General features: G+C 37.0%; 24 protein-coding genes and 1 riboswitch. Of the genes, 7 read left to right on the top strand and 17 right to left on the bottom strand.

Going from position 1 to position 25,023, the window contains the following annotated elements; genetic code table 11:
* Nucleotides 1-21: 21 nt before the first annotated feature.
* From argD to CIL05_RS10520, 6 genes are all read right to left on the bottom strand, one after another.
* Entirely contained in the window at nucleotides 22-1,224 is a 1,203-nt protein-coding gene (gene argD, locus CIL05_RS10545) for an acetylornithine transaminase (protein ID WP_095655492.1), read from the bottom strand.
* The gene (gene argB, locus CIL05_RS10540; protein ID WP_338066932.1) at nucleotides 1,217-2,020 is read right to left on the bottom strand and encodes an acetylglutamate kinase; all 804 of its coding nucleotides are present in this window, start codon (nucleotides 2,018-2,020) and stop codon (nucleotides 1,217-1,219) included. Before argB ends, argD begins: the two co-directional genes overlap by 8 nt.
* Before the next feature lie 7 nt (nucleotides 2,021-2,027).
* Nucleotides 2,028-3,254: a bifunctional ornithine acetyltransferase/N-acetylglutamate synthase gene (argJ, locus tag CIL05_RS10535; RefSeq protein ID WP_095655490.1), complete on the bottom strand. Its 1,227-nt coding sequence runs from the start codon at nucleotides 3,252-3,254 to the stop codon at nucleotides 2,028-2,030.
* Nucleotides 3,255-3,269: 15 nt separating this feature from the next.
* Nucleotides 3,270-4,310, bottom strand: a complete 1,041-nt coding sequence (gene argC, locus CIL05_RS10530; protein WP_095655489.1) for an N-acetyl-gamma-glutamyl-phosphate reductase — start codon at nucleotides 4,308-4,310, stop codon at nucleotides 3,270-3,272.
* A 540-nt stretch (nucleotides 4,311-4,850) separates the two neighbouring features.
* The gene (locus CIL05_RS10525; protein ID WP_095655488.1) at nucleotides 4,851-5,810 is read right to left on the bottom strand and encodes an alpha/beta hydrolase; all 960 of its coding nucleotides are present in this window, start codon (nucleotides 5,808-5,810) and stop codon (nucleotides 4,851-4,853) included.
* A gap of 129 nt (nucleotides 5,811-5,939) precedes the next feature.
* Nucleotides 5,940-6,431 carry a DinB family protein gene (locus CIL05_RS10520; protein ID WP_165769100.1) on the bottom strand — a complete coding sequence of 164 codons (492 nt, stop codon included), beginning with the start codon at nucleotides 6,429-6,431 and terminating at the stop codon, nucleotides 5,940-5,942.
* A gap of 459 nt (nucleotides 6,432-6,890) precedes the next feature.
* Nucleotides 6,891-6,953, top strand: a riboswitch (Fluoride riboswitch).
* A gap of 69 nt (nucleotides 6,954-7,022) precedes the next feature.
* Here CIL05_RS10520 and CIL05_RS10515 point away from each other — a divergent pair.
* Nucleotides 7,023-7,241, top strand: a complete 219-nt coding sequence (locus CIL05_RS10515; RefSeq protein ID WP_095655486.1) for a fluoride efflux transporter FluC — start codon at nucleotides 7,023-7,025, stop codon at nucleotides 7,239-7,241.
* Nucleotides 7,242-7,358: 117 nt separating this feature from the next.
* Here CIL05_RS10515 and CIL05_RS10510 read toward each other — a convergent pair whose 3' ends face one another.
* On the bottom strand, nucleotides 7,359-7,709 hold the full coding sequence (locus tag CIL05_RS10510) for a winged helix-turn-helix transcriptional regulator (RefSeq protein ID WP_095655485.1): 351 nt from the start codon (nucleotides 7,707-7,709) through the stop codon (nucleotides 7,359-7,361).
* 122 nt (nucleotides 7,710-7,831) lie between these two features.
* Between CIL05_RS10510 and CIL05_RS10505 the strand changes: the two genes are divergently transcribed.
* From CIL05_RS10505 to CIL05_RS10480, 6 genes are all read left to right on the top strand, one after another.
* Nucleotides 7,832-8,890, top strand: a complete 1,059-nt coding sequence (locus CIL05_RS10505; RefSeq protein ID WP_095655484.1) for an LLM class flavin-dependent oxidoreductase — start codon at nucleotides 7,832-7,834, stop codon at nucleotides 8,888-8,890.
* 31 nt (nucleotides 8,891-8,921) lie between these two features.
* Entirely contained in the window at nucleotides 8,922-9,980 is a 1,059-nt protein-coding gene (locus CIL05_RS10500) for an LLM class flavin-dependent oxidoreductase (protein ID WP_095655483.1), read from the top strand.
* A gap of 11 nt (nucleotides 9,981-9,991) precedes the next feature.
* Nucleotides 9,992-10,558 carry an NADPH-dependent FMN reductase gene (locus CIL05_RS10495; protein ID WP_095655482.1) on the top strand — a complete coding sequence of 189 codons (567 nt, stop codon included), beginning with the start codon at nucleotides 9,992-9,994 and terminating at the stop codon, nucleotides 10,556-10,558.
* A gap of 237 nt (nucleotides 10,559-10,795) precedes the next feature.
* A complete protein-coding gene (locus tag CIL05_RS10490; RefSeq protein ID WP_095655481.1) occupies nucleotides 10,796-11,119 on the top strand; it encodes a winged helix-turn-helix transcriptional regulator in 324 nt (107 codons plus the stop codon).
* 300 nt (nucleotides 11,120-11,419) lie between these two features.
* Nucleotides 11,420-12,292 (top strand): AraC family transcriptional regulator, encoded by an 873-nt coding sequence (locus CIL05_RS10485; protein ID WP_206207773.1) that lies wholly within the window; start codon nucleotides 11,420-11,422, stop codon nucleotides 12,290-12,292.
* A 301-nt stretch (nucleotides 12,293-12,593) separates the two neighbouring features.
* The gene (locus CIL05_RS10480) at nucleotides 12,594-13,370 is read left to right on the top strand and encodes a class I SAM-dependent methyltransferase (protein WP_095655479.1); all 777 of its coding nucleotides are present in this window, start codon (nucleotides 12,594-12,596) and stop codon (nucleotides 13,368-13,370) included.
* Nucleotides 13,371-13,660: 290 nt separating this feature from the next.
* On the opposite strand, the gene CIL05_RS10475 is transcribed toward CIL05_RS10480, so the two are convergent.
* The 10 genes from CIL05_RS10475 to CIL05_RS10430 all read right to left on the bottom strand — a co-directional run bounded on the left by CIL05_RS10475 (nucleotide 13,661) and on the right by CIL05_RS10430 (nucleotide 24,927).
* On the bottom strand, nucleotides 13,661-15,016 hold the full coding sequence (locus CIL05_RS10475; RefSeq protein WP_095655478.1) for a TldD/PmbA family protein: 1,356 nt from the start codon (nucleotides 15,014-15,016) through the stop codon (nucleotides 13,661-13,663).
* The gene (locus CIL05_RS10470) at nucleotides 15,017-16,411 is read right to left on the bottom strand and encodes a TldD/PmbA family protein (protein WP_095655477.1); all 1,395 of its coding nucleotides are present in this window, start codon (nucleotides 16,409-16,411) and stop codon (nucleotides 15,017-15,019) included.
* 171 nt (nucleotides 16,412-16,582) lie between these two features.
* Nucleotides 16,583-17,698, bottom strand: coding sequence for an ABC transporter permease (locus tag CIL05_RS10465; RefSeq protein ID WP_095655476.1), 1,116 nt, complete (start codon nucleotides 17,696-17,698; stop codon nucleotides 16,583-16,585).
* Nucleotides 17,695-18,936, bottom strand: a complete 1,242-nt coding sequence (locus CIL05_RS10460; protein ID WP_095655475.1) for an ABC transporter permease — start codon at nucleotides 18,934-18,936, stop codon at nucleotides 17,695-17,697. The genes CIL05_RS10465 and CIL05_RS10460 overlap by 4 nt, the downstream gene beginning before the upstream one ends.
* Entirely contained in the window at nucleotides 18,881-19,666 is a 786-nt protein-coding gene (locus tag CIL05_RS10455; protein WP_095655474.1) for an ABC transporter ATP-binding protein, read from the bottom strand. Before CIL05_RS10455 ends, CIL05_RS10460 begins: the two co-directional genes overlap by 56 nt.
* A gap of 314 nt (nucleotides 19,667-19,980) precedes the next feature.
* Complete coding sequence (locus CIL05_RS10450) at nucleotides 19,981-20,616, bottom strand: response regulator transcription factor (protein ID WP_095655473.1); 636 nt, start codon at nucleotides 20,614-20,616, stop codon at nucleotides 19,981-19,983.
* Nucleotides 20,617-20,628: 12 nt separating this feature from the next.
* A complete protein-coding gene (locus tag CIL05_RS10445) occupies nucleotides 20,629-21,708 on the bottom strand; it encodes a sensor histidine kinase (RefSeq protein ID WP_095655472.1) in 1,080 nt (359 codons plus the stop codon).
* Nucleotides 21,709-21,816: 108 nt separating this feature from the next.
* Entirely contained in the window at nucleotides 21,817-22,647 is an 831-nt protein-coding gene (locus CIL05_RS10440; RefSeq protein WP_095655471.1) for an energy-coupling factor transporter transmembrane component T family protein, read from the bottom strand.
* Complete coding sequence (locus tag CIL05_RS10435) at nucleotides 22,619-24,349, bottom strand: ABC transporter ATP-binding protein (protein WP_095655470.1); 1,731 nt, start codon at nucleotides 24,347-24,349, stop codon at nucleotides 22,619-22,621. Before CIL05_RS10435 ends, CIL05_RS10440 begins: the two co-directional genes overlap by 29 nt.
* 29 nt (nucleotides 24,350-24,378) lie before the next feature.
* Complete coding sequence (locus tag CIL05_RS10430) at nucleotides 24,379-24,927, bottom strand: ECF-type riboflavin transporter substrate-binding protein (protein WP_095655469.1); 549 nt, start codon at nucleotides 24,925-24,927, stop codon at nucleotides 24,379-24,381.
* Nucleotides 24,928-25,023: the final 96 nt, after the last annotated feature.

Raw genomic sequence — 25,023 nt, 5'->3', positions numbered from 1 at the left:
TGATTCAGAGGCTCCCCTTAATCATAGGGAAGTTCTCTCTATTTCAGCCAGAATTAATTTGAATGTATGAATAAAACTTTTCAATTCTTTTTTCGTTGTTGTTAATGGAGGTACGATTCGTAGTACATTGCCCCCTGCTGCCAGAACAAGAATTCCATTTTCTCTAAAGGCATCAATAAACAAACTAACTTCAATCGAAAGCTGAACACCTAGTAGAAGACCAACGCCCCTTACTTCTTCAATACTGGAAAAAGCTGTTTTCAATTCTTCCAGCTCTGCCTTAAGCCATTCTCCCTTTATTTTGACCTCTGAAAGGATACCCTCTGCTTCTATTGCTTCGATTGTTGCCAGACCAGCACTCATGGCTAATGGATTTCCACCGAACGTACTGCCATGGGTTCCAGGTTGAAATGAATCAGCAACAGCTTCTTTTGCCAGCATTGCACCAATCGGAAAACCGGATCCCAGTCCCTTAGCTAATGTAATAACATCTGGCTCAATATCAAATTGTTCATAAGCAAATAAGGTGCCGGTTCTGCCAATTCCGGTTTGTATTTCATCTATCATTAATAAAATATCTTCCTTTTCACATATTTCCTGAAGCTTCTTTATCCAATCCTGCGATGCCGGGTTTACTCCACCTTCACCTTGAACAAGTTCCAGAAGTACGGCTGCCGTCTTGCCACGATATAGTTGATTAAGAGATGCAGTATCATTAAATGGCAAATAACGAAAACCCGGAGTTATCGGAGTAAAACCCTGATGAATTTTCTCCTGAGCGGTTGCTGCCATTGTCGTCCCTGTCCGACCGTGGAAAGAACTGTTGAATGTAATAATTTCTGTTCTTTCGTCATATCCTTTGTCTTTTGCATATTTTTTCGCTATTTTTATAGCTGCTTCATTTGCTTCAGCCCCACTGTTACAAAAAAACACTTTGTCGAAGCAGCTGTTTTTTGTTAATTCGTCTGCCAGCGCTTGCTGGGAAGGTATATTATATAGATTGGAACAGTGCCAGAGCGTATCTATTTGTTCCTTTAATTTCGTCTGAACTGCTGTTGGTACATGCCCTAAATTGCATGTTGCGATTCCGGAAGTATAATCCAGAAACTGCTTATCACTGTCATCCCAGACATAGCTTCCTTTTCCTTTTACAAGTGTGATGGGAAAACGCTGATACGTGTTCATTACAGATAGCTTAGATTGTTTTTCTACCGTGCTAGACATGGTGAACCTCCTCCATAATAACTTTTGACCCTACTTCCTTCCCTTCGATATAATCCTCCAGATCTGTGGGAATTAAGCCATTTAATATAACCGATTCCTGGACACCACCATCGAGCGCATTGATTGCGGAACGTACTTTAGGAATCATCCCGCCATAGATCGTGCCTGACGCAATCATTTCTTCAATTTGCTGTTTGGTAAGTTTGGTAAGAACTGTTTTCTTTCCATTAAAGGTTGATATAACACCAGGAACATCGCTTATGAAAATGAGTTTTCCCTTCAAGCTCTCGGCAATGGCTGCGGCTGCCATATCTCCATTTATGTTATATCTTTGTCCTGATGCATCCATACCAATCGGAGAAATTACCGGAATTCCCCCATTATCAATAATTAGCTTTAACCAATCTTTATTCACATCAGTTACCTGCCCAACGTGTCCTAAGCTTCCCTTCGGATCTACCGGCTCAGCCTTTAGAAGCGAACAATCAACACCACTTATCCCACATGCCAGAACTCCTGCTTTTTGCAGTTTTATTGTAATGTTTTTATTAATAGATCCACTCATTACCATTTCAGCCACATCAAGCACTTCATCCGTTGTCACCCGAAGTCCGTCAACAAATGAGCTCTTTACTCCAAACTTTTCCAGGGTTTGGTTAATTTCCGGACCACCTCCATGTACAATGACAGGTTCACATATCCCGGATTCCTTTAAGCCCGCAACCATTTTATAAAATGAGTCAGGAAGCTTTGCTAAAACACTTCCACCCATTTTTAAAATTACAGCATTCATCATGTTCACCTCACGTTCGATAGGAAGCATTTATTTTGACGTAATCATAGGTTAAGTCACATCCCCATGCAGTTGCTTCATAGGGACCATCTTTTAAGTTAATTACCAATTGTACTGTTTCATTTTCCAGATATTGCTTTCCTTCGATCTCATCAAAATCCAATGGAAGCCCATCTTCTACAACATCTATATCTCCAAGCGAAACACTTACCTTATCCGGATCTATTGGTTGTTCACTATATCCTACAGCACAAACAATCCGTCCCCAATTAGGATCTGCACCATAAACTGCTGTCTTTACCAGATTCGAAGAAATTACCGCTTTGGCTACCTGTCTTGCTGCTACTTCTGTAGAAGCACCTTTTACGTTTACTTCGATTAGTTTTGTCGCACCTTCCCCGTCTCTTGCAATAAGCTTTGCCAATCCTTCACTCACAAGCTGAAAGGCTTCTAAAAAAAGCGGCCACTGTGGATGTGATTTATTTAAAATCTCATTGTTTTGCTGTCCATTTGCCAGAACCAGGACCGTATCATTCGTACTGCAATCTCCATCCACTGTAATCATATTAAATGATTTATTCGTTACATCTTTTAAGGCTTGTTGCAGGCTATCATGCTCCACAGCAGCATCTGTCGTGATAAAAGAAAGCATTGTTGCCATGTTAGGCTGAATCATTCCGGATCCTTTGGCAGCTCCCCCAACCGTAATCGTTTTACCATCAATCTCCACCTGTACAGCCATGTGTTTCGTTACTGTATCTGTTGTTAAAATAGCTTTCTCAAAATTTTCAGCTGAATAGCAATCCGGATTCTCCATCGATTGTATACCAGTATGGATTTTTTCCATTGGAAGCGGGACCCCAATAAGTCCAGTAGATGATACAGCTACATGATCCACATCCACCCCCATCTTCTCCGCCGCTAATTTTTGCATTTCCAAAGCATCAGCATATCCTTGTTTTCCGGTAACTGCATTGGCAACTCCGGAATTAACAACAACAGTTTGAATTAGCTTTTCTTTTTCAATACTTTCTTTCGTTACTTTTAACGGGGCAGCCTGAAAAGCGTTTAATGTATATACACCTGCTGCAGTTGCCGGTGTGTTTGAATGAATCCATCCAAAATCCAGCTTTGACCTGCGTATTCCGCAATGTACGCCCCCTGCCGAAAAACCGTTTGGACTTGTTACATGCCCCTCTTTTAATACGTGGATGCTCTTTTCAGTAGTTGCAACCATCTATTTTCACCCTTCCTATGGATACATTGGTATTGTGCTTAGACCGTGCTGTTCATCCCATCCATTCATTAAATTCACATTTTGTATTGCCTGCCCTGCTGCTCCTTTGACTAAATTATCAATCACAGAAACGATAATCAGCTGATTTGTTCTTTGATCAACATGTAGCCCAATATCACAAAAATTACTGCCATAGACTTCTTTTGTAGCTGGAAAGTCACCTTCCTTACGAATTCGGACAAAAGGATGGGATTGATAATATGATTGATATAATTTGATTACTTCATCAGTAGAAATATCCTTTGTTAATTGGCTATACATGGTGCAAATTAATCCACGGGTCATTGGAATAAGATGTGTTGTAAATGTTGCAGAAATAGACTCGCCTGCCATCACTGATAAATATTGGTCAATTTCCGGGATATGCTGATGCTTCCCTAATTTATAAGGTTTTACATTATCGTTCGTCTCAGAGAAATGTGTCATGGAAGAAGGTGTTCTTCCTGCACCTGATACACCGGTTTTGCCATCGATAATAATAGGATTTGCTGCGATTATTTTATGACTGAGTGCCGGGATAAGCCCAAGAATGGCGGATGTTGGGAAACAACCGGGATTGGAGAGCACCTTTGCCTTTTTCACCTGATCTTTATAAATCTCCGGCAATCCATAAACTGCATTATCTAATGTGTGCTGTGGTGCCGCTTCCTTGCCATACCAATTTTCATACTGTTCCTGAGAAGAAATCCTTAAATCTCCCGATAAATCAATACATTGCACTGTTGAGTCTTCGAGCTTGGGAATAAGTTTTTTCGAAACACCAGCTGGCGTAGCAAAAAACACGATATCCACATCTTCTTTCAAACTTTCAATCTCCAATTCTTCCATTGGACCTTCAATAAAATCAATCAAATGTGGATAAACTTGAGCAAGTTCTTCCCCATGCTGTGAATGTGAAATTATCTTTTTTACGTGCATATATTCATGTGAATGAATAAGCCGTATTAATTCAATTGCTCCATACCCTGTTCCACCAATAATTGCTACATTCTTCAAAGACTCTCTCCCTTTCGCTGTATTTTAATTATTCATTATTATAGACCTATGATTACAATTATTCAAGTATATTTATGTATTTTTTTTTATATTTATACATTTTATTGTAAAAGGCTGTTTTCTGAAAGAATGGAACTGCGCACTGCTCGTTCCAAAGAAAAATATTGTTTTTGCGTAAAAGATATATAAGGCGACGTTCGGATAAAGAAGCGCTATATGTACCCGGTTGTATCTAGTTCGGCTTCGTTCGGGCATATAAGAGGATTATATATGACCGGTTGCAACTGGTTCGGCTTAATCCGGGCATATAGAAGCGTTATATGTGACCAGTTGCACCTAGTTCAGCTTCGTTTGGGCATATATCATAGCTTTCTATTAGTTTGCATCCATTTTCCTCCAGCCTTAAGATCCACACAGTTCATTTCTGAATTTGTATCTTACGTCGCACTTTCTATCCTCTACGAGGATTAAAAAGCAATACAACTACGAATAGAGATTAATAAAAAGACTTTCTGTCCCAGGAACAGAAAGTCTCTCATTCTATCTTAAATACTTATCTAAGAATTTATTCAATTTATCAACATACTTATCTTCCTGCGTTACAAATGCCTCACCATGACCTGCATTATCAAATGTAATCATTTCCGCTTCACTTTTCGTATTTTCATATAATTTTTCAGTCATCTTTGTCGGTACAAATGTGTCTGCATTTCCATGAATGTATAAAATCGGCACTTCCGCTTTTTTCACCTGATCCAAAGCTGAAGCCTCTGATAATGAATATCCGGCACGCATATTCGTCACAACACTTGTACTTGGCAAAATAGGAAAGGCAGGTAAGTTAAACATGCGACCCATTTGATAATCAAACATATCATATACGCTGGTATAAGGGCTGTCTGCTACGATTGCTTTAACATTATCAGGCAGTTCTTCTCCACTTGCCATTAATACTGTCGCTGCCCCCATCGAAACACCATGTAGTACGATTTCGGAATCCGTTCCCACTTCCTCCAGCACCATATCGATCCAATCTATATAATCCAACCGGTCATGCCAGCCGAATCCGATATAATCACCTTCACTCTCGCCATGTCCCCTGAGGTCAGCCGTGAAAATATTGTAGCCAAGCTCCTCATAATAATATTGACCGTATAACCCCATATCCCTGGCTCGACCCAGATAGCCATGGGCTAATACCACTGTTTTATCTGTTGGTTCTTTAGCTTCCAGGAAATATCCCTGCAGTTTTAAACCATCATAAGATTCCAATTCCCATTGTTCAAAATCCTGATTATCAACCCATTCCCGCCAGTCACCGTCGATAAAAACATCCATTGCTTCAGCAGATACTTCCAAATCTGAATTATCAACTAAAAAATCCTTCACATTTCGCTCAATTGCCAGATTATAAAAATAAAAACTGGCAACAATATCTATAATTAACAGAACTGAAAGCAGCCCTATTCCGATTTTCAACCATCTTTTTTTCTTTTTCACGCTGCCTCTCCTCTCTGTAAGTCTCTTATTCTATTATACAAGAAAAGGAAGAGAATGAAACCAAATTCCCGCTGGTACTTGTTAGCAAAAAGAGAACGAACAACATATGCTGCCCGTTTCTTTTTTTGGTTATTTTAAACCCAATTTCGATTTAACTTCTTTAATTTGTTCAATATGCCGCATTTCATGATAGCCCACAAATGGAATCCATTGCTTTAGACTCATTTGTCCAAATACTGGATGGAGGTATGCTCTATCTTCAAGCTGCTTGTCATTTGTAGACTCAAATAATTCTTTTAAGTCTTGATGTGTGGCCGCTAAATTCACCTTTAGTTCTTCCAAAGTAACAAATGATTCACTTGGAAGAGAAAAATCCGGTGAATTGACTTTCATTGTACGATTAATTGTTAATTCAATTGGCTTTTCCTCTGCAATAACCACTTCCCCTGTTTCCAATTGAGTTTGAATCGTTTTAGTAACCGCAGCCTCCATCAAATACAAGTGTTCCAGTACCTGTTTAATGGACCATTGATCATCTGCAGACTTCTTATTCAATTCCTCATCAGTCAATCCATCTACTTCTCCAATTAACGCTTCCCGTGCTTGTTCATTTATTTTCAAAATATCACTCCATTACCCATAATTCTTCATGCTAGCTATATTATTATGTGGGAAGGCTACAACTAATTCAATAGATAAGTAGCCGCAGGAAATATAAGTGGTTCAGTTATCGAGGGGAAAACAATAAATCGCATAACGATTAGTTTCTCTTTATTTATTGGCATATCTGTTTTTAGTGTTCTAACTCTAACTTAGTAGTTGAAACACATCCATTTTAGCAAGAGTCATAAATTTATGTGCCCTTGCTAATTGCTGTGTTAAATCCATAGTTGATTTATACTACAAATAAACCCTATACTTATTAAGTTTTCCAGAGGATATATGGGATTTTATGTTAAACTGTGTATAGATATTGTGAGCGTTTACACTTAAAGTAACTGGCAGTTTAGTACAATAAGATAGATTGAATTATAGTTGGCAGATTCCAAACAGTTATCAATAATTTAGCCTATAATTACTAAGCGAATAGGTGATGGAGTTCACCATAACTGCCTGTATGAGGCTGATGACTCCTGCCAAAGATAAAGGGATACCTATGTCTTTTAGCAGGAGTCCTTTTATTTTCAAATGATAAACAGAGAGGTGATTTGAATGAATTTATTATTAGTGATGATTGGTGGTATTTTTGGGGCTATATCTAGGTTTGCTTTGGGTGAATGGATACATACAAACAATGGATTTCCTTTAGGCACCTTTTTAATCAACCTCATTGGATGTTTTATCCTAGGGTGGTGGTTTCTAACATTCGTCAGCCAAAAGGAAAAAATAAGACCCGATTTGATCATAGTTAGTCAAATCGTCTTTTATTAGATTATAATGAAAGTAACATAATAACAATTTTGTTGTAATAGTTTTCTTAAGCTGTTTTTATCTTTTTCTTACAATAGAATAAAACTGAAAAAATTGGTATAAGTTTAAAGAGATGAGCTACACGCTCATCTCTTTACTTAATTTTTGTTTCTTCCGCGACGTATGTCTACTACCCCATTCGTGCATTGCTACTAAAATCTCTTCCAAGCTTCGACCATATTCTGTAATAGAATATTCAACTTTGGGAGGTACTTGTGGATAGACAACTCGCTTGACAATATCCTCGCTTTCTAATTCTCGTAAATGCTTCGTTAACATCTTCTGCGTAATCTCAGGGATGCTGCGTTTTAATTCACTAAATCGCATCCTCCCATTATGCATCAAATGCAATAAAATTATAGGCTTCCATTTGCCGACAATAATATCTAGAGCACTATCAACTTGACATAATTTTGGATCTATATTCATGTTAATTACCTCCAATAGTATCTTTTTGTATACTATACAACTTTTAAGTGCGTACTTACATATATATTCTATATAAATTATAATAGCATTGTAAAGCAATAATTGAAAGGGGGAAAATAAATATGGAAGAATTTCGTATAAACAAAAATAATGGTATGGAAATTGGTTTATATACATTAGGCGATCATGTTTCGGATCCAAGCACTGGAAAATTAATGAGCGAACACAGCCGAATGAAAGAAATGGTCGCCATGGCAAAACTTGCTGAAGATGCAGGGCTTGATGTATATGGTGTGGGGGAAAGTCATCAAAAATATTTTATCGCCTCTTCAACTCCTACGATACTTGCAGCAATAGCTTCGGAAACAGAGAAAATAAAATTGATTAGTTCCTCGACCGTTTTAAGTGCAGATGATCCGGTTCGTGTATTTGAACAATTTTCTACCCTGGATTTACTTTCCGACGGTCGAGCTGAGATTGTAGCTGGACGCGGTTCTAGATATGGAGTATATGAATTATTTGGTTATGATATGGAAGACTTTGAGGAGTTGTTTGAGGAAAAGATTGATCTTTTATTAAAATTAAATAGCGAACAACAAATTACGTGGAACGGTAAATTTCGCCCAGCGTTAAACGAAGCGGAGATCTTCCCTAAACCATTTTCTGGGAAACTGCCAATTTGGCGTGCTGTAGGAGGAAAACCTGCCAGTGCAATTAAAGCGGGAAAAATAGGAATGCCTATGCACTTAGCTGCTCTTTATGGAGCTTCAAGTGTGTTTAAACATAGCATTGATGCTTACCGAAGAACTGCGACAGAAGCTGGTTTTGATTCTGCCAAGCTACCTGTAGCGATGGCCACCATGATGTATTTGCATAAAGACTCTCAAACCGCCCTTAAAGAATACTATCCGTATCTTAATAATACGTTCACACAATTGCGTGGAACTCCTTTTCCTAAGGATAGATATGCTGAAGCGACAAGTGTGAAAAACGCCATCATGGTTGGAAGTCCACAGCAAATTATAGAAAAAATACTATATCAGTATGAATTATATGAACATCAACGTTTTATTGTACAAATTGACCATGGAAACATGCCGTTTAAAAAAATTCAGGAAATGATTGAGATGTTTGCAATAGAGGTCGTTCCAGCTATACGAAAAGTGACAAAAGGAAAATAATTAACATACAAAAAGAAAGGTTGGGAAATAAATGGAAAAATATCGCATTGACCCGAGCAAAGGATTGGAATTTGGAATATATACACTGGGGGATCATATCCCAGATCCACATACAAATGAACGGATTTCCGCACAACAAAGAATACACGAAATAATAGAATTAGCACAGTTGGCTGAGCAGGCAGGTATTGATTTCTTTAGTGTAGGGGAAAGCCATCAAGAATATTTTGCAACACAGGCACATTCTGTTGTATTGTCAGCAATCGCACAAGCAACGGAGAAAATTAAAATAGCGAGCTCTTCTACAATTATTAGTACATCAGATCCGGTCCGAGTATATGAAGATTTTGCGACCATTGATCTGATCTCAAAAGGTCGAACGGAGATAATTGCCGGTCGGGCATCAAGAGTGGGGCTTTTTGACTTGTTAGGATATAATCTTCGTGATTATGAAGAGTTGTATGAGGAAAAGTTAGAGCTACTATTACAGATTAATGAAGAGAAGGTTGTCAATTGGAGTGGAAAATTCCGAGCTCCATTAAGAGATGCTGAGGTTATTCCACGACCGCAAAACGGTTCAATGCCAATTTGGCGAGCTGTAGGTGGACCACCTGCAAGTGCTATTAAGGCTGGTTATGCTGGTGTTCCCATGTTCCTTGCTAATTTAGGTGGACCTGCAACTAGTTTTAAATACTCAGTAGACGCATACCGTGAGGCTGCAAGACAAAATGGTTTTGACCCATCTGAGCTTCCTATTTCGACTGCCGGATTCTTCTATGCTGCAGAAACGACACAGCAAGCACAAAAAGAGGTATATCCTCATGTTAACCAAGGGATGACACTAATTAATGGACGAGGGTATCCGAAACAGCAATTTGCACAGAGCTCGGACACAAGAGACGTCATGAATGTTGGGAGTCCACAGCAAATTATTGAAAAGATTTTATACCAGCATGAACTATTTGGACATCAGCGTTATATTGGTCAAATGGATTTCGGTGGTGTCCCATTTGATAAATTAATGAAAAATATTGAGTTGATCGGTAATGAAATTTTACCAGCAATTAAAAAATATACTGCAAAGAAATAGGAGTTGAGAATATGAAAATTGTACTATTATCAGGCTCGAAAGTCGGCTCAAAGACAAGGACAGCAATCGATTATACGAAGAAATCCATTACTGAAAAGTATCCGAGCGCACAAACATCATTAATTGATTTAGCAGAATATGAAATGGAGTTTAGTGATGGACGTAATTATTTAGAATACGAGGGCGACACAGGATATGTAACGAAAACAATTATGGAAGCTGACGCCGTTATTATTGGAACGCCTATATTTCAAGCCTCTATACCGGCTACATTGAAGAATATATTTGATTTACTACCTGTTGATGCACTTCAGCACAAAGTAACCAGCATCCTAGTTACTGCAGGCTCTCCAAAGCACTATTTAATTGCCGAAAACCAACTAAAACCTATTTTGGGCTATATGAAGGCACAAATTGTTCAGACGTATGTTTTTGTGGAAGAACGTGAATTCCATAGAAAGGAAATCACAAATGATGATGTGCTATTCCGAATTGACCGATTGGTTGAAGACACTGTAGTACTAACTGAAACTTATACAAAAATTCGTGAAGAGAAAGAGGCCGCATATGGTTTTTAACGATTAATAGGTTATGTTAAATTACCATTGTGGAAAAGGCAACAGCAGGTATATTTTATGTGAAGTATGCTGCCATCCATTTTAATAACTATAGGCAGGACACTATCCATTGGGAAGAGTCCTGTCTTTTTTTAAACTCCGTAATAGACAATGTTTTTATTGAAAAAAGATAAAGAGGCGATTGTAAATACGAATAATTTGGACCTTAAATAAGAAAAACATTAGGGGTGATTGGAAATGAAGGAATTTATAATAAGTCATAATCGAGATAATGCTATAAATATTTTAAGTATGAGATGGAATGGATTGATTATTTGCTTTTTGCTGAATGGACCACAACGATTTCACACTATTATATCTTCCTTAGGTATAAGCGGAAGAGTATTATCTGACAGGCTAAAGGAATTGGAGAGGCTAGAAATTGTTCATCGAGAAATAATTCCAGAAACCCCTGTACGAATTGAATATTCTTTGACTGAAAAAGGTTTATCCTTTAAACCTATTCTGAATGAGATCGAGAAATGGTCAAAAAAATGGGGAAGAACAACGCATACTATTTAATTTATCTTAATACTCCATTTTCATAGATATTCAACCATGAATATAACCCTTGATAAAAATATAAAATTAAGGGTTATTAAATAGCTGACAAAGCACAGTTAAATTTGTAACTCTTTGTAGTCGATAAATGTGAAATATTGTACTTGAACTGGTATCTGGTGCGTTACTACAATAAGTGGCGATGATTTTTTCGTAACAGTCAGGCTAGTCAAAGAAAAGATTAATCCTGCATAACTGTGCACAAAATGTAGGATGGATACATTCAAATCCTGCTATTCTATTGATGAAGGAGGTCATATAGTGGATTCGCTTAAGAACATGAATGATGCAATAAAGTATATCGAGGAAAACCTAACTGACGAAATAGACTTCAAGGCGGTGGCAAGATTAGCCCATTGTTCGGAATATCATTTTAAAAGGATGTTTTCTTTCCTTGCAGGTATTACATTATCAGCATACATCCGTCGTAGACGACTTAGTTTGGCGGCATTAGAGCTTAATAATAGTAACAACAAAGTAATCGATGTTGCGATTAAATATGGATACAACTCACCGGACTCTTTTACTAGAGCTTTTCAAAATTTACATGGTATAACACCATCAGAAGCAAGAAACAATGGACATCAATTAAAAGCCTATCCACTAATGACCTTTCAATTATCAATTAGAGGGGGAAATGAAATGAATTACCGAATTGAACAAAGAGAGGCATTTAACATAGTTGGTCTCATGAAAAGAGTTCCAATTATGTTTGAAGGAGAAAACCCAGAAATTTCAGCAATGTGGAAATCTTTGACTATGGAAAAAATAGATCAATTAAAAAAACTCTCTAATGTGGAACCTATAGGGATGATTCAAGCATCTACAAATTTTTCTGAAGGGCGCATGGAAGAAAAGGGAGAGCTTGATCAGTATATAGGAGTGGCAACAATCCAAGGATGCCCTGAAAACTTTTCAAAACTTGAAGTTCCCGCCTTAACATGGGCGATATTTGAATCAACGGGACCTTTTCCTAGTACGTTACAGGAAACTTGGGGAAGGATTTATTCTGAGTGGTTTCCATCTTCCAATTATCAAGTAACAGAAGGACCCGAAATCTTGTCGATTAAGACCAAAGACTTAACTTCGTCAACTGTGAAAAGCGAAATTTGGATTCCAGTTTCAAAAAAATAAATTACATTTTTGGTCACTGAGCTGTTTTAGCAGCTCTTTTTTTTCTTAACAGATGGAATGATTGTGAGTATACACTTCAACAATCTCCGATCCTAAAAAAAGGAGTTTCGTAGAATAAGAAATTGTATATTGTGCCTTAGCATTGGTGTGTTAACTTAAAGGGGGCAGAGTTAGATTTAGGGTAAACTAAAGTAATAAGAAAAACTTATCGGTTTATATAAAATGTTAGTATTTTAAGTTATTTGTATTATGAGTTAAGATTAGTAGGGTAATACAAAAAGCCTGAGATGAGGTATGCAAAATGAGTATCGATTTTCATAACAAAAAAAATCAATCTACTTATACAACTCGGACTGCTGACAAGTCGTGGATTGAAAAAATTAAAAAACTTGTACCAATCGAAAATGTTTCTAACGCTTTAGATGTTGGTTGTGGTGGAGGAATCTATTCTAACGCTCTATCGGACATAGGTGTGAGTTTTGTTACTGGTATTGATTTTTCAGAAGCCATTCTTGAAGGTGCTAGAGCTAATTGTAAAAAACATGAAAATATTATCTTTAAACATGGAAATGCTCTTGAAACAGGTTTAGATAGTAATAGTTTTAATTTGCTACTTGAAAGAGCATTGATTCATCACATTGAAGATCTAAAAGCCTGTTTCAAAGAAGGCTATAGAGTATTGAAGAACGAAGGATTTTATATTATACAAGACCGTACTCCTGAAGATTGCTTATTAGAAGGTAATGATAATCATATTAGAGGGTATTTCTCTGAACTCTTTCCAAGATTAAGTGAAATGGAGACCAAACGCAGATACAATAGTAAATATGTAATTGACTCCCTACAGGAAGCTGGGTTCAAGTCTATAGAAGAAGTAAAATTGTGGGAAACAAGAAAAGTTTACAGTGATAAAGACCAACTACTAAAGGATTTAAGTGAAAGAACTGGAAGAAGTATATTACATGAATTAAATGATGAAGAATTGAAATTACTAATAAGTCATATAGACAAATCGTTATCAACAAATACTAATATAATTGAAAAAGATAGATGGACAATTTGGAAAGCGGTAAAATAGTAGGAACGATCATATATAGTTTGTGTAGAAACGTACTTAAAGTAACCATTACTTGAACAAAGGCATACCCTCCCCTTTTCCAGCAACATTGCAGAGTTATTAAAGATGATAAATAAAGAAGCAAGGACGAAATTGGTTTGATCACGGTTAAAAAAGAATAAGATATATCAAGATTTAAAAACGGCAAAACACAGAGATAGATTAAATCACTATTCTAATCTACCTCTTGTAAATTGTATCGCTTCGAAAAAATGGGAAGCATGGGAACGATCTCCATGCTTCCCATTTCCCTAATCAAAGGTTACTGCCAATCCCTTAAGCTTAAGTGATGGAGATCCAATATATCCAGATCCGCCCATTGGTGAAAATTCAAGGTCTGAACCAACTTGTTCGATCTCTTGCAGGACTTCAAAAAAGTTGCCAGCAACCGTCATGAGGGTGGTTGGTCCAACGATTTTGCCATTCTTTACATAAAATCCATTAGCTGCAAGTGAAAAATCACCAGATATTGGATTAGCGCCAGAATGCAGTCCAGCTAAATCAGTAATGATAATTCCTTCCTCGAGCTTTTCATATAGCTCCATATAGGTTTTCTCACTAGGAACAACATAAAAATTAGATGGACTGACACCGATTGTTTCTTTATAGGATGGTTTATGTCCGTGTCCTGTAGAAGAAACACCATCTTTTTTTGCTGTTTTTAAATTATAGAAATAGGATTTTAGTTTCCCATTTTCCACCACGTTTAGCTGTCCTGTTGGAACTCCCTCTGAATCAAACGTTCCACTTCGGGTTCCTTCAGGCAAAAATGGATCATCCAATAAGGTTACATGTTCCGATGCAACTTTTTCATCCAGTTTCCCTTTTAGTTGTGATTGTCCCTTTTGAACGGCTTCAGCAGAAAAGGATGATGCAAAGGTCGTAATGAGTGCTGCTGCAGCACTGTTCTTGAGAATGACTGGGTAATTTTTGTCAGGATAAGCTTGCTCTCCCAGATAGCTTAAGCTTTTTTCAACTGCTTTTTTTGCGATTTCATCTGCATCAAGCGAAGCAAAGTCCTTTGTTATTTTAAAATACATATCAGACTTGATTTCCTCGCCCTCTTTGACGACGACAGAAATGATAACGTTCAGGAAATTATTTCGATCGCTCAAGAAGAGTCCTTTATTATTGAATAATTCCTTTTCAATGGATTGATCCTGGATGGTTGCATAATCCGTTTGGACAACCCGTGAATCGTATGCATAAATTTTCTTCTCCACTTCTTTTAAGAACGCTATTTTATCCTCCACTGTCACAGCTTGAAGATTGGTAGAGTAATAATCTACTTCCTGATAATTTGCGTCTTCACCTGTAAACATTTCTTCAGGCTCATCTTCTATTAAGGGTGCATTTTCCCTGATACTTTCAAGTAAAAATAGAATTGATTCCTCGTCTAGTTTCTCTGTATAGGCATAACCCATCTGGCCATTATAAAGTCCCCGAACGGAAATACCATTAACGGTGGATGATTCATAGCCATCTATTTCACCTTTAAAGATTTGACAAGAGAAGCTTTCCTGCTTTTCATAATAAAGCTCTATATCTGTTAGTCCTAATTTTTCCCCTTCTGTAAACAGTTGATTACGAAATGTTGTTAATTCCATTTATTTTGTCTCCCTTCCACCGACTGTAATCTCACTCACACGCAGCATTGGCTGACCAACGTTTACTGGAATGCTGCCACTGGAGGCACCACACATACCTGCACCATGTCCAAGATTATTTCCGACCATATCTACCTTTTGAATAGTTTTTGCGCCGTTTCCTACTAACGTTGCTCCCTTTATTGGCTTGTCGATTTTTCCATCTTTCACTAAATATGCTTCGTTTATAGCAAAATTATAATCACCGGTTGAAGGGTTTACTGAACCACCATCCATATATTTGGCATAGATTCCATATTCGGTATTTGCGATAATTTCTTCAGGTGTTGATTTCCCTGGTGCAACATACGTATTTGTCATCCGGGAAGTTGGTGCGAATTTATAGGATTCTCTTCGTCCTGAACCAGTGGATTCGGCTCCCATTCTTCTGCCATTGAACTTATCAATCATATATCCCTTTAAAATTCCATTTTCAATTAATACATTTTTTCGCGCCTTTTCTCCTTCATCGTCTATGTTGATAGATCCCCATTCATTGGTAATCGTCCCGTCATCGATATATGTAACAAGGTCTGATGCTACTTTTTCGCCAACTTTATTGGCAAAAACAGAGTTATTTTTCGCGACAGCAGCTGCTTCTAATCCATGACCACATGCTTCGTGGAAAATGACCCCGCCAAATTCATTATCAATAATTACCGGAAATTTACCGCTTGGAGCAGGATCTGCATGGAGCATGGTAACAGCGATACGCGCTGCTTCTTTTGCATAATGATTAAGATCTAATCCTTCGATAAATTCGAACCCTTGAAGTGCACCAGGTCCGTAAAAGCCCATCTGCATGTCAGTTCCATCCGTTGCGATGGCTGCAATGGCTAACCTGTTTCTAACTCGCTTATCTTCTACAAATGTTCCTTCTGAATTTGCGATTAATACATTTTGTTCTTCATCCACTAACCTAACAATTGCCTGGGAAATCGATGGATCATAATTGGTTACAATATCATTGGCATTTCTTAAGACAGCTAATTTGCGACTTTTCTCCACACTATTTGGCATAAATTGGATTGGATGAGCCGTTTGGATTATTTCTTTCTCCATTGGCAATATAATATTTTCTTCGCTTTTGGCTCCTTGAAGTGCTTCTGCTGCTTTTTTTGCTGCTTTTAGAAGACCTTCCTCAGAAAATTCATTTGTGTATGCATATACACTTTGAAGTCCTTTAAAAATGCGGATCCCGACACCGAAATCCCGTCCAGAAAGACTCTTTTCCAGTTTCCCGGCTTGATGGTGCATGTTATTCGTATAGCGATCTTCTACAAATACTTCAGAAAAATCTCCGCCTGTCGTAAGTGCAGCAGATAGTACATTTTCAATCAATGCCTTATTAAGCATACAATTCCTCCTAATTCCAATTTTATAAAAAGTATATAAATTAATTATACTGGAATAGGTTGGGAATTGGAAAGGGAATTGAAGTGTAAAAAACACTCAGATGAAATTCTGAGCGTTTTTCTTTTCTTAAACTGAACCAGCCACACAAAATGGTCAATCCATTTATCAACTTTACACATGTCTTCTTTCCATTAAATGAATTCCTACACCGATCATCACTACACCCATCAGCAGCAATATACTTATCGGATAAAGTAATTCTTTAAGTGGATAACTGTATACAGCTACGCCATTCAAAACTTCCATGCCATAGGTTAATGGATTAATTTTTGACAAAGCGAGTAAGATTTTCGATTCTACTATCTCTATCGGCCAATAAGCTCCACCAATCATAGCCATACTAACCGCAACAATTGGTATAACTGCATTAAACTGTTGTGCATTTTTCATTAATGCTGTTAGTAAAATGGATAAAGCTACAATTGCAAACACATACGGAATAAGTAATAGCAGTGTTTCAATGAATCTGCCATTGAAATCTACGCCGACCCAATAGCGGAAAATAAGAAAAATAATCAATACTTGTAAATAGCCTTCAAAAAAACTATAGACTAAATTTGCCACATACATTTCCCATTTTTTAACAGGTGATAGAATTATCCGATCCCAAATTCCATCCTTTTTATCAATTAATATTGGTAATACATTATATGCAATCGTGTAAATTACAAAGAATAAGGTAAATCCAAACAGAGAATGGAATGTATTATCATAAACAACAGCGTCCGTACTACTAAAACTTTCTGTATTTATATTGAAAACCGGTGACTCCATGGATGACTGTAATTCTTCCAATACTGTTTTCTCTTCAGCTTCAGTTGTGGGATTTGCAGCTTCCAGGATTTGTTCCTGCTGCTGTTTTTTCACGTATGCCCTTCGGATTGTATTTTCAATCATAGCTGCATTTGGTGAGTCTACGCCAACTAATAGCTGAAAGTCATCTTCTTGAAGTAGAACCCCAACCTCTGCTTTTCCATTTGAAACCTGTTCAGTCATTTCTTCTTCAGATATCCAGTTAAAAGAATATGCATCAGCTTCGTCTAACATATCTCCAATAATGGAATCATCGACTGAATTATCCTCTGCATATACTGGAACATTTATCGTAGTCATACCACCAGTTCCACCTATTAAAAGAGCAAATCCAATCGACATTCCAGTAAAAATTAAGAAGGTAAATGGGTTCCGAATAAACATTTTAAATTTTGCCAGTAAAATTCCCCTCATTTTGCCAACCCCCTCTTAGGAAAACTAAGTGCTGCAATGATAACTGTCACAATTGCAAAGATAATGAGGAAAAAGATATGACTACCAATTTGCGAAATACCATCACCTCTTAAAATAGTCAAGTATGCTGACATACCTGCGCCATTTGGGGTTAGATTACCAAGTGTTCGTATAATTGCTGAGGAATCTCCAAGCGGGAAAAAGCTTCCACCTAAAACCGCCATAATTGTTACAACAATACCTGAAAAGAAATTTGTAATAACTTCTGAATTAAATCGATAGCTTATTGCTGTAAGTAATACTGCTATTCCACCCACCGCAGCCGCAAATGCCAACGTAACCGTAAAGAATGCAATTAAATCCGGCCAGGATACACCAAATACCAGCCATGCAAATCCAAAAACAATTAATAAATGGAAAAATCCAATAATTGTCCCGGAAATTAAAACACCAGTAAAATAGACCCACCGTGATACATTCGCTAAAATAACACGATCAAACACATGAATCTTTTTCTCAAGAAAAGCCATTGAACCTATTGTTGAAGCAATAAAGAGAACATTCATTACTGCCATTCCAACAGCATAGTAACCTTTTGATGTTACGGATTTCTTTTGGTTGATTGTTGTTACTTCACCGTAGCTCTCTTCATCTAATTGAATAGCATTCTGATCAATTCCATTCTTTTCAAGAAATGTTCCCAATGTAAGTTGCTCCTGAAATTGATTTAAAACATCAGATACAATACTTGATCCAATTTGATGTTGATCATTTTGAGTAACCTTTAATGTCGGTTGTGTATCCTGATCAAGTACCATATGTTTTAACGTTTGATACGTAAAATTATCTGGAACTTCAATTACTGTCGTGTAGGTATTATCATCCAACACAGATGTGCGTTCCGACAGATGGACCTCATTTATTTCAACAATTTCTTTCAAATCCTCACTGCCAAAAACTTCTTTTTTTAATATGCTAATCGGCATCATTCCATCTATACCTGATTGAATACCTTCTACTGCAGCTTGTGGCAGATCATTTTCAATTTCATTCATAAAACGATCTACTTGTTCTGCTTCATCCCCATGTTCAATAAATGTAACCTTCACATTTATATTCGGATTCTGACCGTTCATCATTCCACTTAGAGCAGTTCCCAGAATTGCAATTAGAACAAATATGTTAAAACAGAATCCTATAGTTAATCGTGTGATTGCGGAAGAAAAAGAAGTAACCATAATGGTGGCAAAGGAAATTCAATCGCTCCGCTTTAATTGAAATGGTTTTTTCTGCTGAAAGGATTCGTTTAATTTCATCCTTTGTTCCAGAGGCAATCAGATTTCCTTTATCCATAATATAAATACGATCACACAGGAACTCAACTTCCTCCATATAATGACTCGTGTACAATACAGTCATTTGTTTTTCGGCATTCAAACGTTTTACCGTTTCCAAAATATAATTCCTGGACTGGGGATCAATCCCAACAGTTGGTTCATCCATGATAATTACTTCAGGATCATGCAATAAAGCTACCCCTATGTTAAGACGCCGTTTCATCCCACCTGAATATTTTTCTACAACATCTTTTCGTCTGTCTGCTAAACCGATCAACTCTAATATTTCATCTATTTTCTTTTTAAGAACATTACCTTTCAACCGGTATATTCTTCCAAAAAATCTCAGGTTTTCTTCTGCCGTTAAATCGTTATACAATGCTATTTCCTGAGGTACCATTCCAATAACCTTCCTAAGTGGTGCAGGTCTTTTCAAAATACTTATATTATTAAAGCGCCCATCCCCATTTGTTGGTTCAACCAAGGATGAAAGCATAGAAATTGCTGTCGATTTGCCAGCACCATTCGGTCCAAGCAAGCCAACAATTTCCCCTTTTTCAATAAACATATTTAAATTCTTCACAGCATACATTTGTTTGAATTTCTTTGACAGATCTACTAATTCAAGCATTCGTATCTCCTCCTGTACATTTAGTTTACAACTATTCAAAGCTGCTTCATACTGTCTGGAGTCACTAAATTGAATCGTTTAAAGTGACTTAGGTCATAAAATGCTTTATAAAAGCAAAAAACTCCCCAACAATGTGGAGAGTTTCCTTTATTTAAATATTTTTGTAAAACTCAGCGCCAATCCAATATAATATCTAACATGTCTTTGCCACACCTTCTTCATATTACAATCTATCTTAATTATAATTGAAGTCTGCATGCAGCTGATACAATTTATGTCATAAAATAATGACAGTATTAATATAATCGAAAAAATTAAAACTCAGCTATATCGTGTTTCACAGCATATATTGCCAATTGAGTACGATCACGAAGACCAGTCTTTTGCAAAATTTGTGTAAGGTGATTTTTTACTGTACCAACAGATAAATAGAGCTCCACAGCAATTTCCTTGTTTGTGCGTCCCATTCCGACCAGCTTTGTAATCGCTAGTTCACGGGTGGAGAAAGAGACGTCGGGACTCGGTTTCGTTGACCGCTGTAATAAACGCGGCATCACTTTTGCCGCTACATCATCATGCAGTGTAAGACCACCTTTCATACAGCTGTGTACAGCATCAATTAGTTTATCCGATTCAGATGTTTTCAGTAAAAAACCATTTGCTCCCTCTTTTAACGCTTCTAGTGCATACTCATCATCATTAAATGTGGTTAATATCAAAATCTTTACTTCCGGCCATTTTTGCTTAATTTTCCTGGTTGCCTCAATTCCATTCATAACAGGCATTCGCACATCCATCATAATAAAATCTATCATGTGCTTTTCCATTATTTCTATTGCTTCCTGGCCATTCCCTGCTTCATGCGAAACGTTAATATTTTCATCCTGCTCCAGAATAACCTTAAGTCCCTGTCTTACGATTGCTTGATCTTCTACGAGCAACACACGCATTTTACAGCCTCCCTATTCACTTGGAATTATTCCATTTACGATAAATTGTTCATCAGTTTGATACACAGATAAACTGCCATATAATTCCTCAACACGACTCTTCATGTTGGATAGCCCAAATCCAAACGTAAATGGTTTCGCATTAAAAATTGAATTTTTTATTTCAAATGCAATATCTCCAGTTGCAGACTTCCCTAAAATGATATGTACTTCTCTAGAACCGGCATGTCTCATTGCATTGGTCAATGCTTCCTGGATCACACGATACAATACGACACTTTTTTCATTGGTCAACGGAACTGACAGTATCCCCTGCCTCATCGTAAACTGTACAAGTATATGACTTTCTGCTTCCAGTTTACGAATTAAATGTACGACGGTTGCAATTCCTTCATGTTCTTCTGTTTGTAATGCTTTCACTGCCTGACGGGTTTCATCCAAACTGACACTCGCCATCTCTTTCAGTTCATTATACTCAGTACTTCCCTGTTGAATAGCAAGCATCTCGAGCTTCATAATCAGGGCGGTTAACCTGTGACCAACAGAGTCATGAATCTCCCGTGCTATTTTTGTCCGCTCCCCCAGCCGTGCATCGCGTTCAGTTGCCATATTTAATCGTTTTAAATTTCGGTACTCCGTCAATAATCCATCATACATCTCCTGTTGTTCACGCAGATCCATCGAGAGTCTGTTAATAGCCATAATAAGAAAGTAAAAGAAAACACTAATTATAATTATTTCAAGAATAGGATAATACTGAATAAACAGAAGGTAAATAGAAAAAGCAAGGTTGATAAGCAGGTACCATGGCAAATATTTATTTTTCAATCGAAAAGCTGCATCCATCATAATATATAGCAGTAATATAACAGTAAATATTGGTTCATCTACAAGGAAAAAACCATGAACAATAACGATAGCAGATAATCCTGTGTATAAAAGAAGCAGTGCTTTCTGTAAGGATAGGAAAAAATAACCCCCCATAGCAGTTGTAAAAGCCATTATACTCAGTGGTATTTGTTCACTGTCCATTAAAATTAATAGCACCCATAATATGCAAAACAAACCAAATCTCACCCAAAAAACCTTCACATTTAATTCATCCCTTCAGAGGGGGTTAAAAACTATGACTTTATTATACTGTATTCATTTTTGTAAGTAAAAAAGGTAAATAACAGAGGAGTCTGCATATACCTTTAGTTAATTAAATGGGTTATAGAAGCGACTTCCATCATGAAAAGTTATAACTAATGATACGATTAAAATAATACCCCCCATGAGAACAGTTATATAATCAGCACGTTTAAGCTGCTTAGCACTGTACCATGTTCGCTTTTTATTTTTACCAAATCCCCGAAGCTCCAGTGCATTACTAATAACCTCAATCCGATCCAGACTGGATAGGATTAATGGCATAATAATAGATGTTGCATTTTTAGCTCGTTTTAACAGCTTTTCATTTCCTGATAAATCGATTCCTCTTGCTTGCTGTGATTGTGCAATTGTACGAAAATCACGCTGAATATCAGGAATATACCTTAATGCAAGTGAAACAGAAAAAGCTATTTTATAATTTATTCCGATCCGATTCAACGAGGCTGCAAATTCACTCGGGTGAGTGGTTACAATAAATAGGAGTGCTGCTGGAATTACTACAAAATATTTAAGTGTTATATTCAACTGATAAAATAGCTGTTCTAACGTAACATTGTAGCGACCCGCAATTTCAAATAATACATGGCTCGTTCCATATATTTTCACACCCTCCTGTGGAGAGAAAATATAGATCGCAATATTATTTAAAAGCAAGAAAGACAGAATAAATATCAATACAAACGCTATGTCGCGAATACTAATCTTTGAAATAATAAAAACAGTTATGCTCATCACTAGGAGAAACAGCAATACACGTGTATCATATGTAAGCATGGCTGCAGTAGACCACATTAAAAAAATGATCAGCTTTGTTACGCCTGATAAATCATGAATCGGGGACTTTCTTTCAATATATGAAAGCATTTCCGCTGCCATTTTTTCTAACCTCCTTATCGAAGGAAATGAACCTTGTGACAAATTCTTTCGGATTTCCAATCCCAGCCTTAACAGCTAGATCAAATAATGAAGTCTTTTTTAAATTAGCTTTTTCTATTACTGTATCATTTGTAATTACATCAACAGCTGAACTATCGGCTATGATTCTTCCATCAGTAATAGCTATGGCATGTGGTGTATATTCCAGCATGAGGTGCATATCATGCGTTATCATAATTATTGTTACACCATTGTGATTTAATTCAACTAAAAACTCCATGATCTCTGTATAATGGCGAAAATCCTGACCGGCAGTTGGTTCATCAAGAATCAGGACTTCTGGATTTAATACCAAAATGGAAGCAATCGTCACTCGTTTCTTTTGACCAAAGCTTAATGCAGAAATCGGCCAATTTCGGAATGGGTAGAGACCACAAACCTTCAACGTTTTTTCTACACGTTCCTTAATCTCATTTTCTGGCACTCCCCGCATCACAAGTCCCAGTGCCACCTCATCAACTATCATATGCTTGGATATCATTTGATTTGGATTTTGCATAACCATACCAATTCGCTGTGAACGTTCATGAATGGTATCTTTTGTAATATCCTCTCCATTAAATAAGATTCTGCCGGATTTAACCTTTTCAAAACCACAAATTAATTTAGACAGTGTTGATTTTCCAGCACCATTTTTCCCGACAATGCTTACCATTTCTCCTTTATTAACGGAAAAGGATATATTATGTATGTTGTTTTTAGACTGCTCATAGCCAAATGTAACATCCTCTAAAACTAAAATGGGGGATGCCTTTTCATTAATTTCATTTTGAGTTGTTGCTTCAAACCATTGTATTAACTTATTTTTACAATCATCAAGTTTCAATGTGTTTAGATGAGATGGATTCATTTCCGCAGTAATAGCACAACCAGCATATTTTAAAGCTTTGATATAGAGTGGTTCACGGATATCACTTGATTCCAGAACAGTTGAAGATAACAATTCATCAGGGGTAGAATCACTTACAATCCGCCCATCATCGACTACAATTATTCGATCAACATCTGAATGCAGGACATCCTCTAATCGATGTTCAATAATAATCACTGTTGTATCTGTTTCTTTTTGCACCCTATCAATCAACGAAATGGCAAGCTTTCCCGTTGCAGGATCAAGATTTGCTAATGGTTCATCAAAAAGTAATATATCTACCTGATCAACCATTACCCCTCCTAGTGATACACGTTGTTTTTGTCCACCGGATAGCTGATGTATGGAAGATTCAATATTTTCCTCCATGCCAACAAGTTTCGAGACATCCACCACTTGACGGGTCATGTGTTCTTGGGATACTTCATCATTTTCTAAAGCAAAGGCAATATCCTCACCAACCGATAGCCCAATAAATTGTCCATCTGGATCCTGTAAAACCGTACCAACCAATTTCGATATGGAAAAAATGTCCATATCCTTTGATTCCTTATCTTTTATCAATAGACTTCCATGGATATCACCTTTATATGAGAAAGGAACTAGCCCATTAATACAATGGGCTAGCGTACTTTTTCCAGATCCTGAGGGACCAACAATTAACACCTTTTCTCCCTCATAAATCTTTAAATTAATGTCGACAAGTGTAGGTTCTGTTTGGCTTCTATATTTAAATGTAAAATTACTGAATTCTATGATTGGTTTTTTCATAGTGATCTCCTTCTATCGTGCCATCCTGGTTATTCCTTCGATAAACTATTACTCTGGCTGCGGGTTTTTGCATATGCAATTAATAGGATTGTGCCAATTACCCCAACTGTAATAATGTTTGATATACCTGCGACTGCTCCTTGTACAAATACCTTGTTTGCTGGTTCTGCATAAATTAAAACATCCAGTGCTGGTGCAAGTAAACCCCAACCAATAGCTTGAACGATTGCTTGTATAATATTAAATGTAATGATTTGTTTTGCTCCAAGTATACCACTATCAATATTAATTTTATTAGCAACCAATCCGATAAAGAATCCAATAAATAACGATACAAAAACCCAGCTCCACCAAACAGATCCATAAGCAGTAGCATCAGTTAATGTGTGACCAATAAATCCAATCAATCCGCCAGCAATCGGCCCGAAGACTACCGCCATTAAAGCTAAAAATGCATATGCTGTTTGGATCGTTGTATTTGGAATTCCGGTTGGTAAAGCAACAAAACGTGCTAAAATAACGAAAACCGCTGCCCCAATCCCTATTGCTACAATCGTTTTAATTGATATCTTCCCCATTTTCCTTCCCCCTTTAAATAAGATGTTCAAAAAGTCCGGTAAAAATGACACATCGAATTTCTTCGTTGGCTTGCTTTTCCTTTCCTCATGTATTAA

The sequence above is a fragment of the Virgibacillus profundi genome (assembly GCF_002287375.1).
Taxonomy (GTDB): Bacteria; Bacillota; Bacilli; order Bacillales; family Amphibacillaceae; genus Virgibacillus_K; species Virgibacillus_K profundi.
Note: the sequence above shows the minus strand (reverse complement) of the source record. Positions and strands in the feature narration are given on the sequence as shown.

What these genes read in the sequence shown, in the direction of transcription:
- argD (WP_095655492.1), bottom strand. Translation starts at nt 1,224, where the DNA reads ATGTCTAGCACGGTAGAAAAACAATCTAAGCTATCTGTAATGAACACG.
- argB (WP_338066932.1), bottom strand. Translation starts at nt 2,020, where the DNA reads ATGATGAATGCTGTAATTTTAAAAATGGGTGGAAGTGTTTTAGCAAAG.
- argJ (WP_095655490.1), bottom strand. Translation starts at nt 3,254, where the DNA reads ATGGTTGCAACTACTGAAAAGAGCATCCACGTATTAAAAGAGGGGCAT.
- CIL05_RS10515 (WP_095655486.1), top strand. Translation starts at nt 7,023, where the DNA reads ATGAATTTATTATTAGTGATGATTGGTGGTATTTTTGGGGCTATATCT.
- CIL05_RS10510 (WP_095655485.1), bottom strand. Translation starts at nt 7,709, where the DNA reads ATGAATATAGATCCAAAATTATGTCAAGTTGATAGTGCTCTAGATATT.
- CIL05_RS10505 (WP_095655484.1), top strand. Translation starts at nt 7,832, where the DNA reads ATGGAAGAATTTCGTATAAACAAAAATAATGGTATGGAAATTGGTTTA.
- CIL05_RS10500 (WP_095655483.1), top strand. Translation starts at nt 8,922, where the DNA reads ATGGAAAAATATCGCATTGACCCGAGCAAAGGATTGGAATTTGGAATA.
- CIL05_RS10495 (WP_095655482.1), top strand. Translation starts at nt 9,992, where the DNA reads ATGAAAATTGTACTATTATCAGGCTCGAAAGTCGGCTCAAAGACAAGG.
- CIL05_RS10490 (WP_095655481.1), top strand. Translation starts at nt 10,796, where the DNA reads ATGAAGGAATTTATAATAAGTCATAATCGAGATAATGCTATAAATATT.
- CIL05_RS10480 (WP_095655479.1), top strand. Translation starts at nt 12,594, where the DNA reads ATGAGTATCGATTTTCATAACAAAAAAAATCAATCTACTTATACAACT.
- CIL05_RS10475 (WP_095655478.1), bottom strand. Translation starts at nt 15,016, where the DNA reads ATGGAATTAACAACATTTCGTAATCAACTGTTTACAGAAGGGGAAAAA.
- CIL05_RS10470 (WP_095655477.1), bottom strand. Translation starts at nt 16,411, where the DNA reads ATGCTTAATAAGGCATTGATTGAAAATGTACTATCTGCTGCACTTACG.
- CIL05_RS10465 (WP_095655476.1), bottom strand. Translation starts at nt 17,698, where the DNA reads ATGAGGGGAATTTTACTGGCAAAATTTAAAATGTTTATTCGGAACCCA.
- CIL05_RS10460 (WP_095655475.1), bottom strand. Translation starts at nt 18,936, where the DNA reads ATGGTTACTTCTTTTTCTTCCGCAATCACACGATTAACTATAGGATTC.
- CIL05_RS10455 (WP_095655474.1), bottom strand. Translation starts at nt 19,666, where the DNA reads ATGCTTGAATTAGTAGATCTGTCAAAGAAATTCAAACAAATGTATGCT.
- CIL05_RS10450 (WP_095655473.1), bottom strand. Translation starts at nt 20,616, where the DNA reads ATGCGTGTGTTGCTCGTAGAAGATCAAGCAATCGTAAGACAGGGACTT.
- CIL05_RS10440 (WP_095655471.1), bottom strand. Translation starts at nt 22,647, where the DNA reads ATGGCAGCGGAAATGCTTTCATATATTGAAAGAAAGTCCCCGATTCAT.
- CIL05_RS10435 (WP_095655470.1), bottom strand. Translation starts at nt 24,349, where the DNA reads ATGAAAAAACCAATCATAGAATTCAGTAATTTTACATTTAAATATAGA.
- CIL05_RS10430 (WP_095655469.1), bottom strand. Translation starts at nt 24,927, where the DNA reads ATGGGGAAGATATCAATTAAAACGATTGTAGCAATAGGGATTGGGGCA.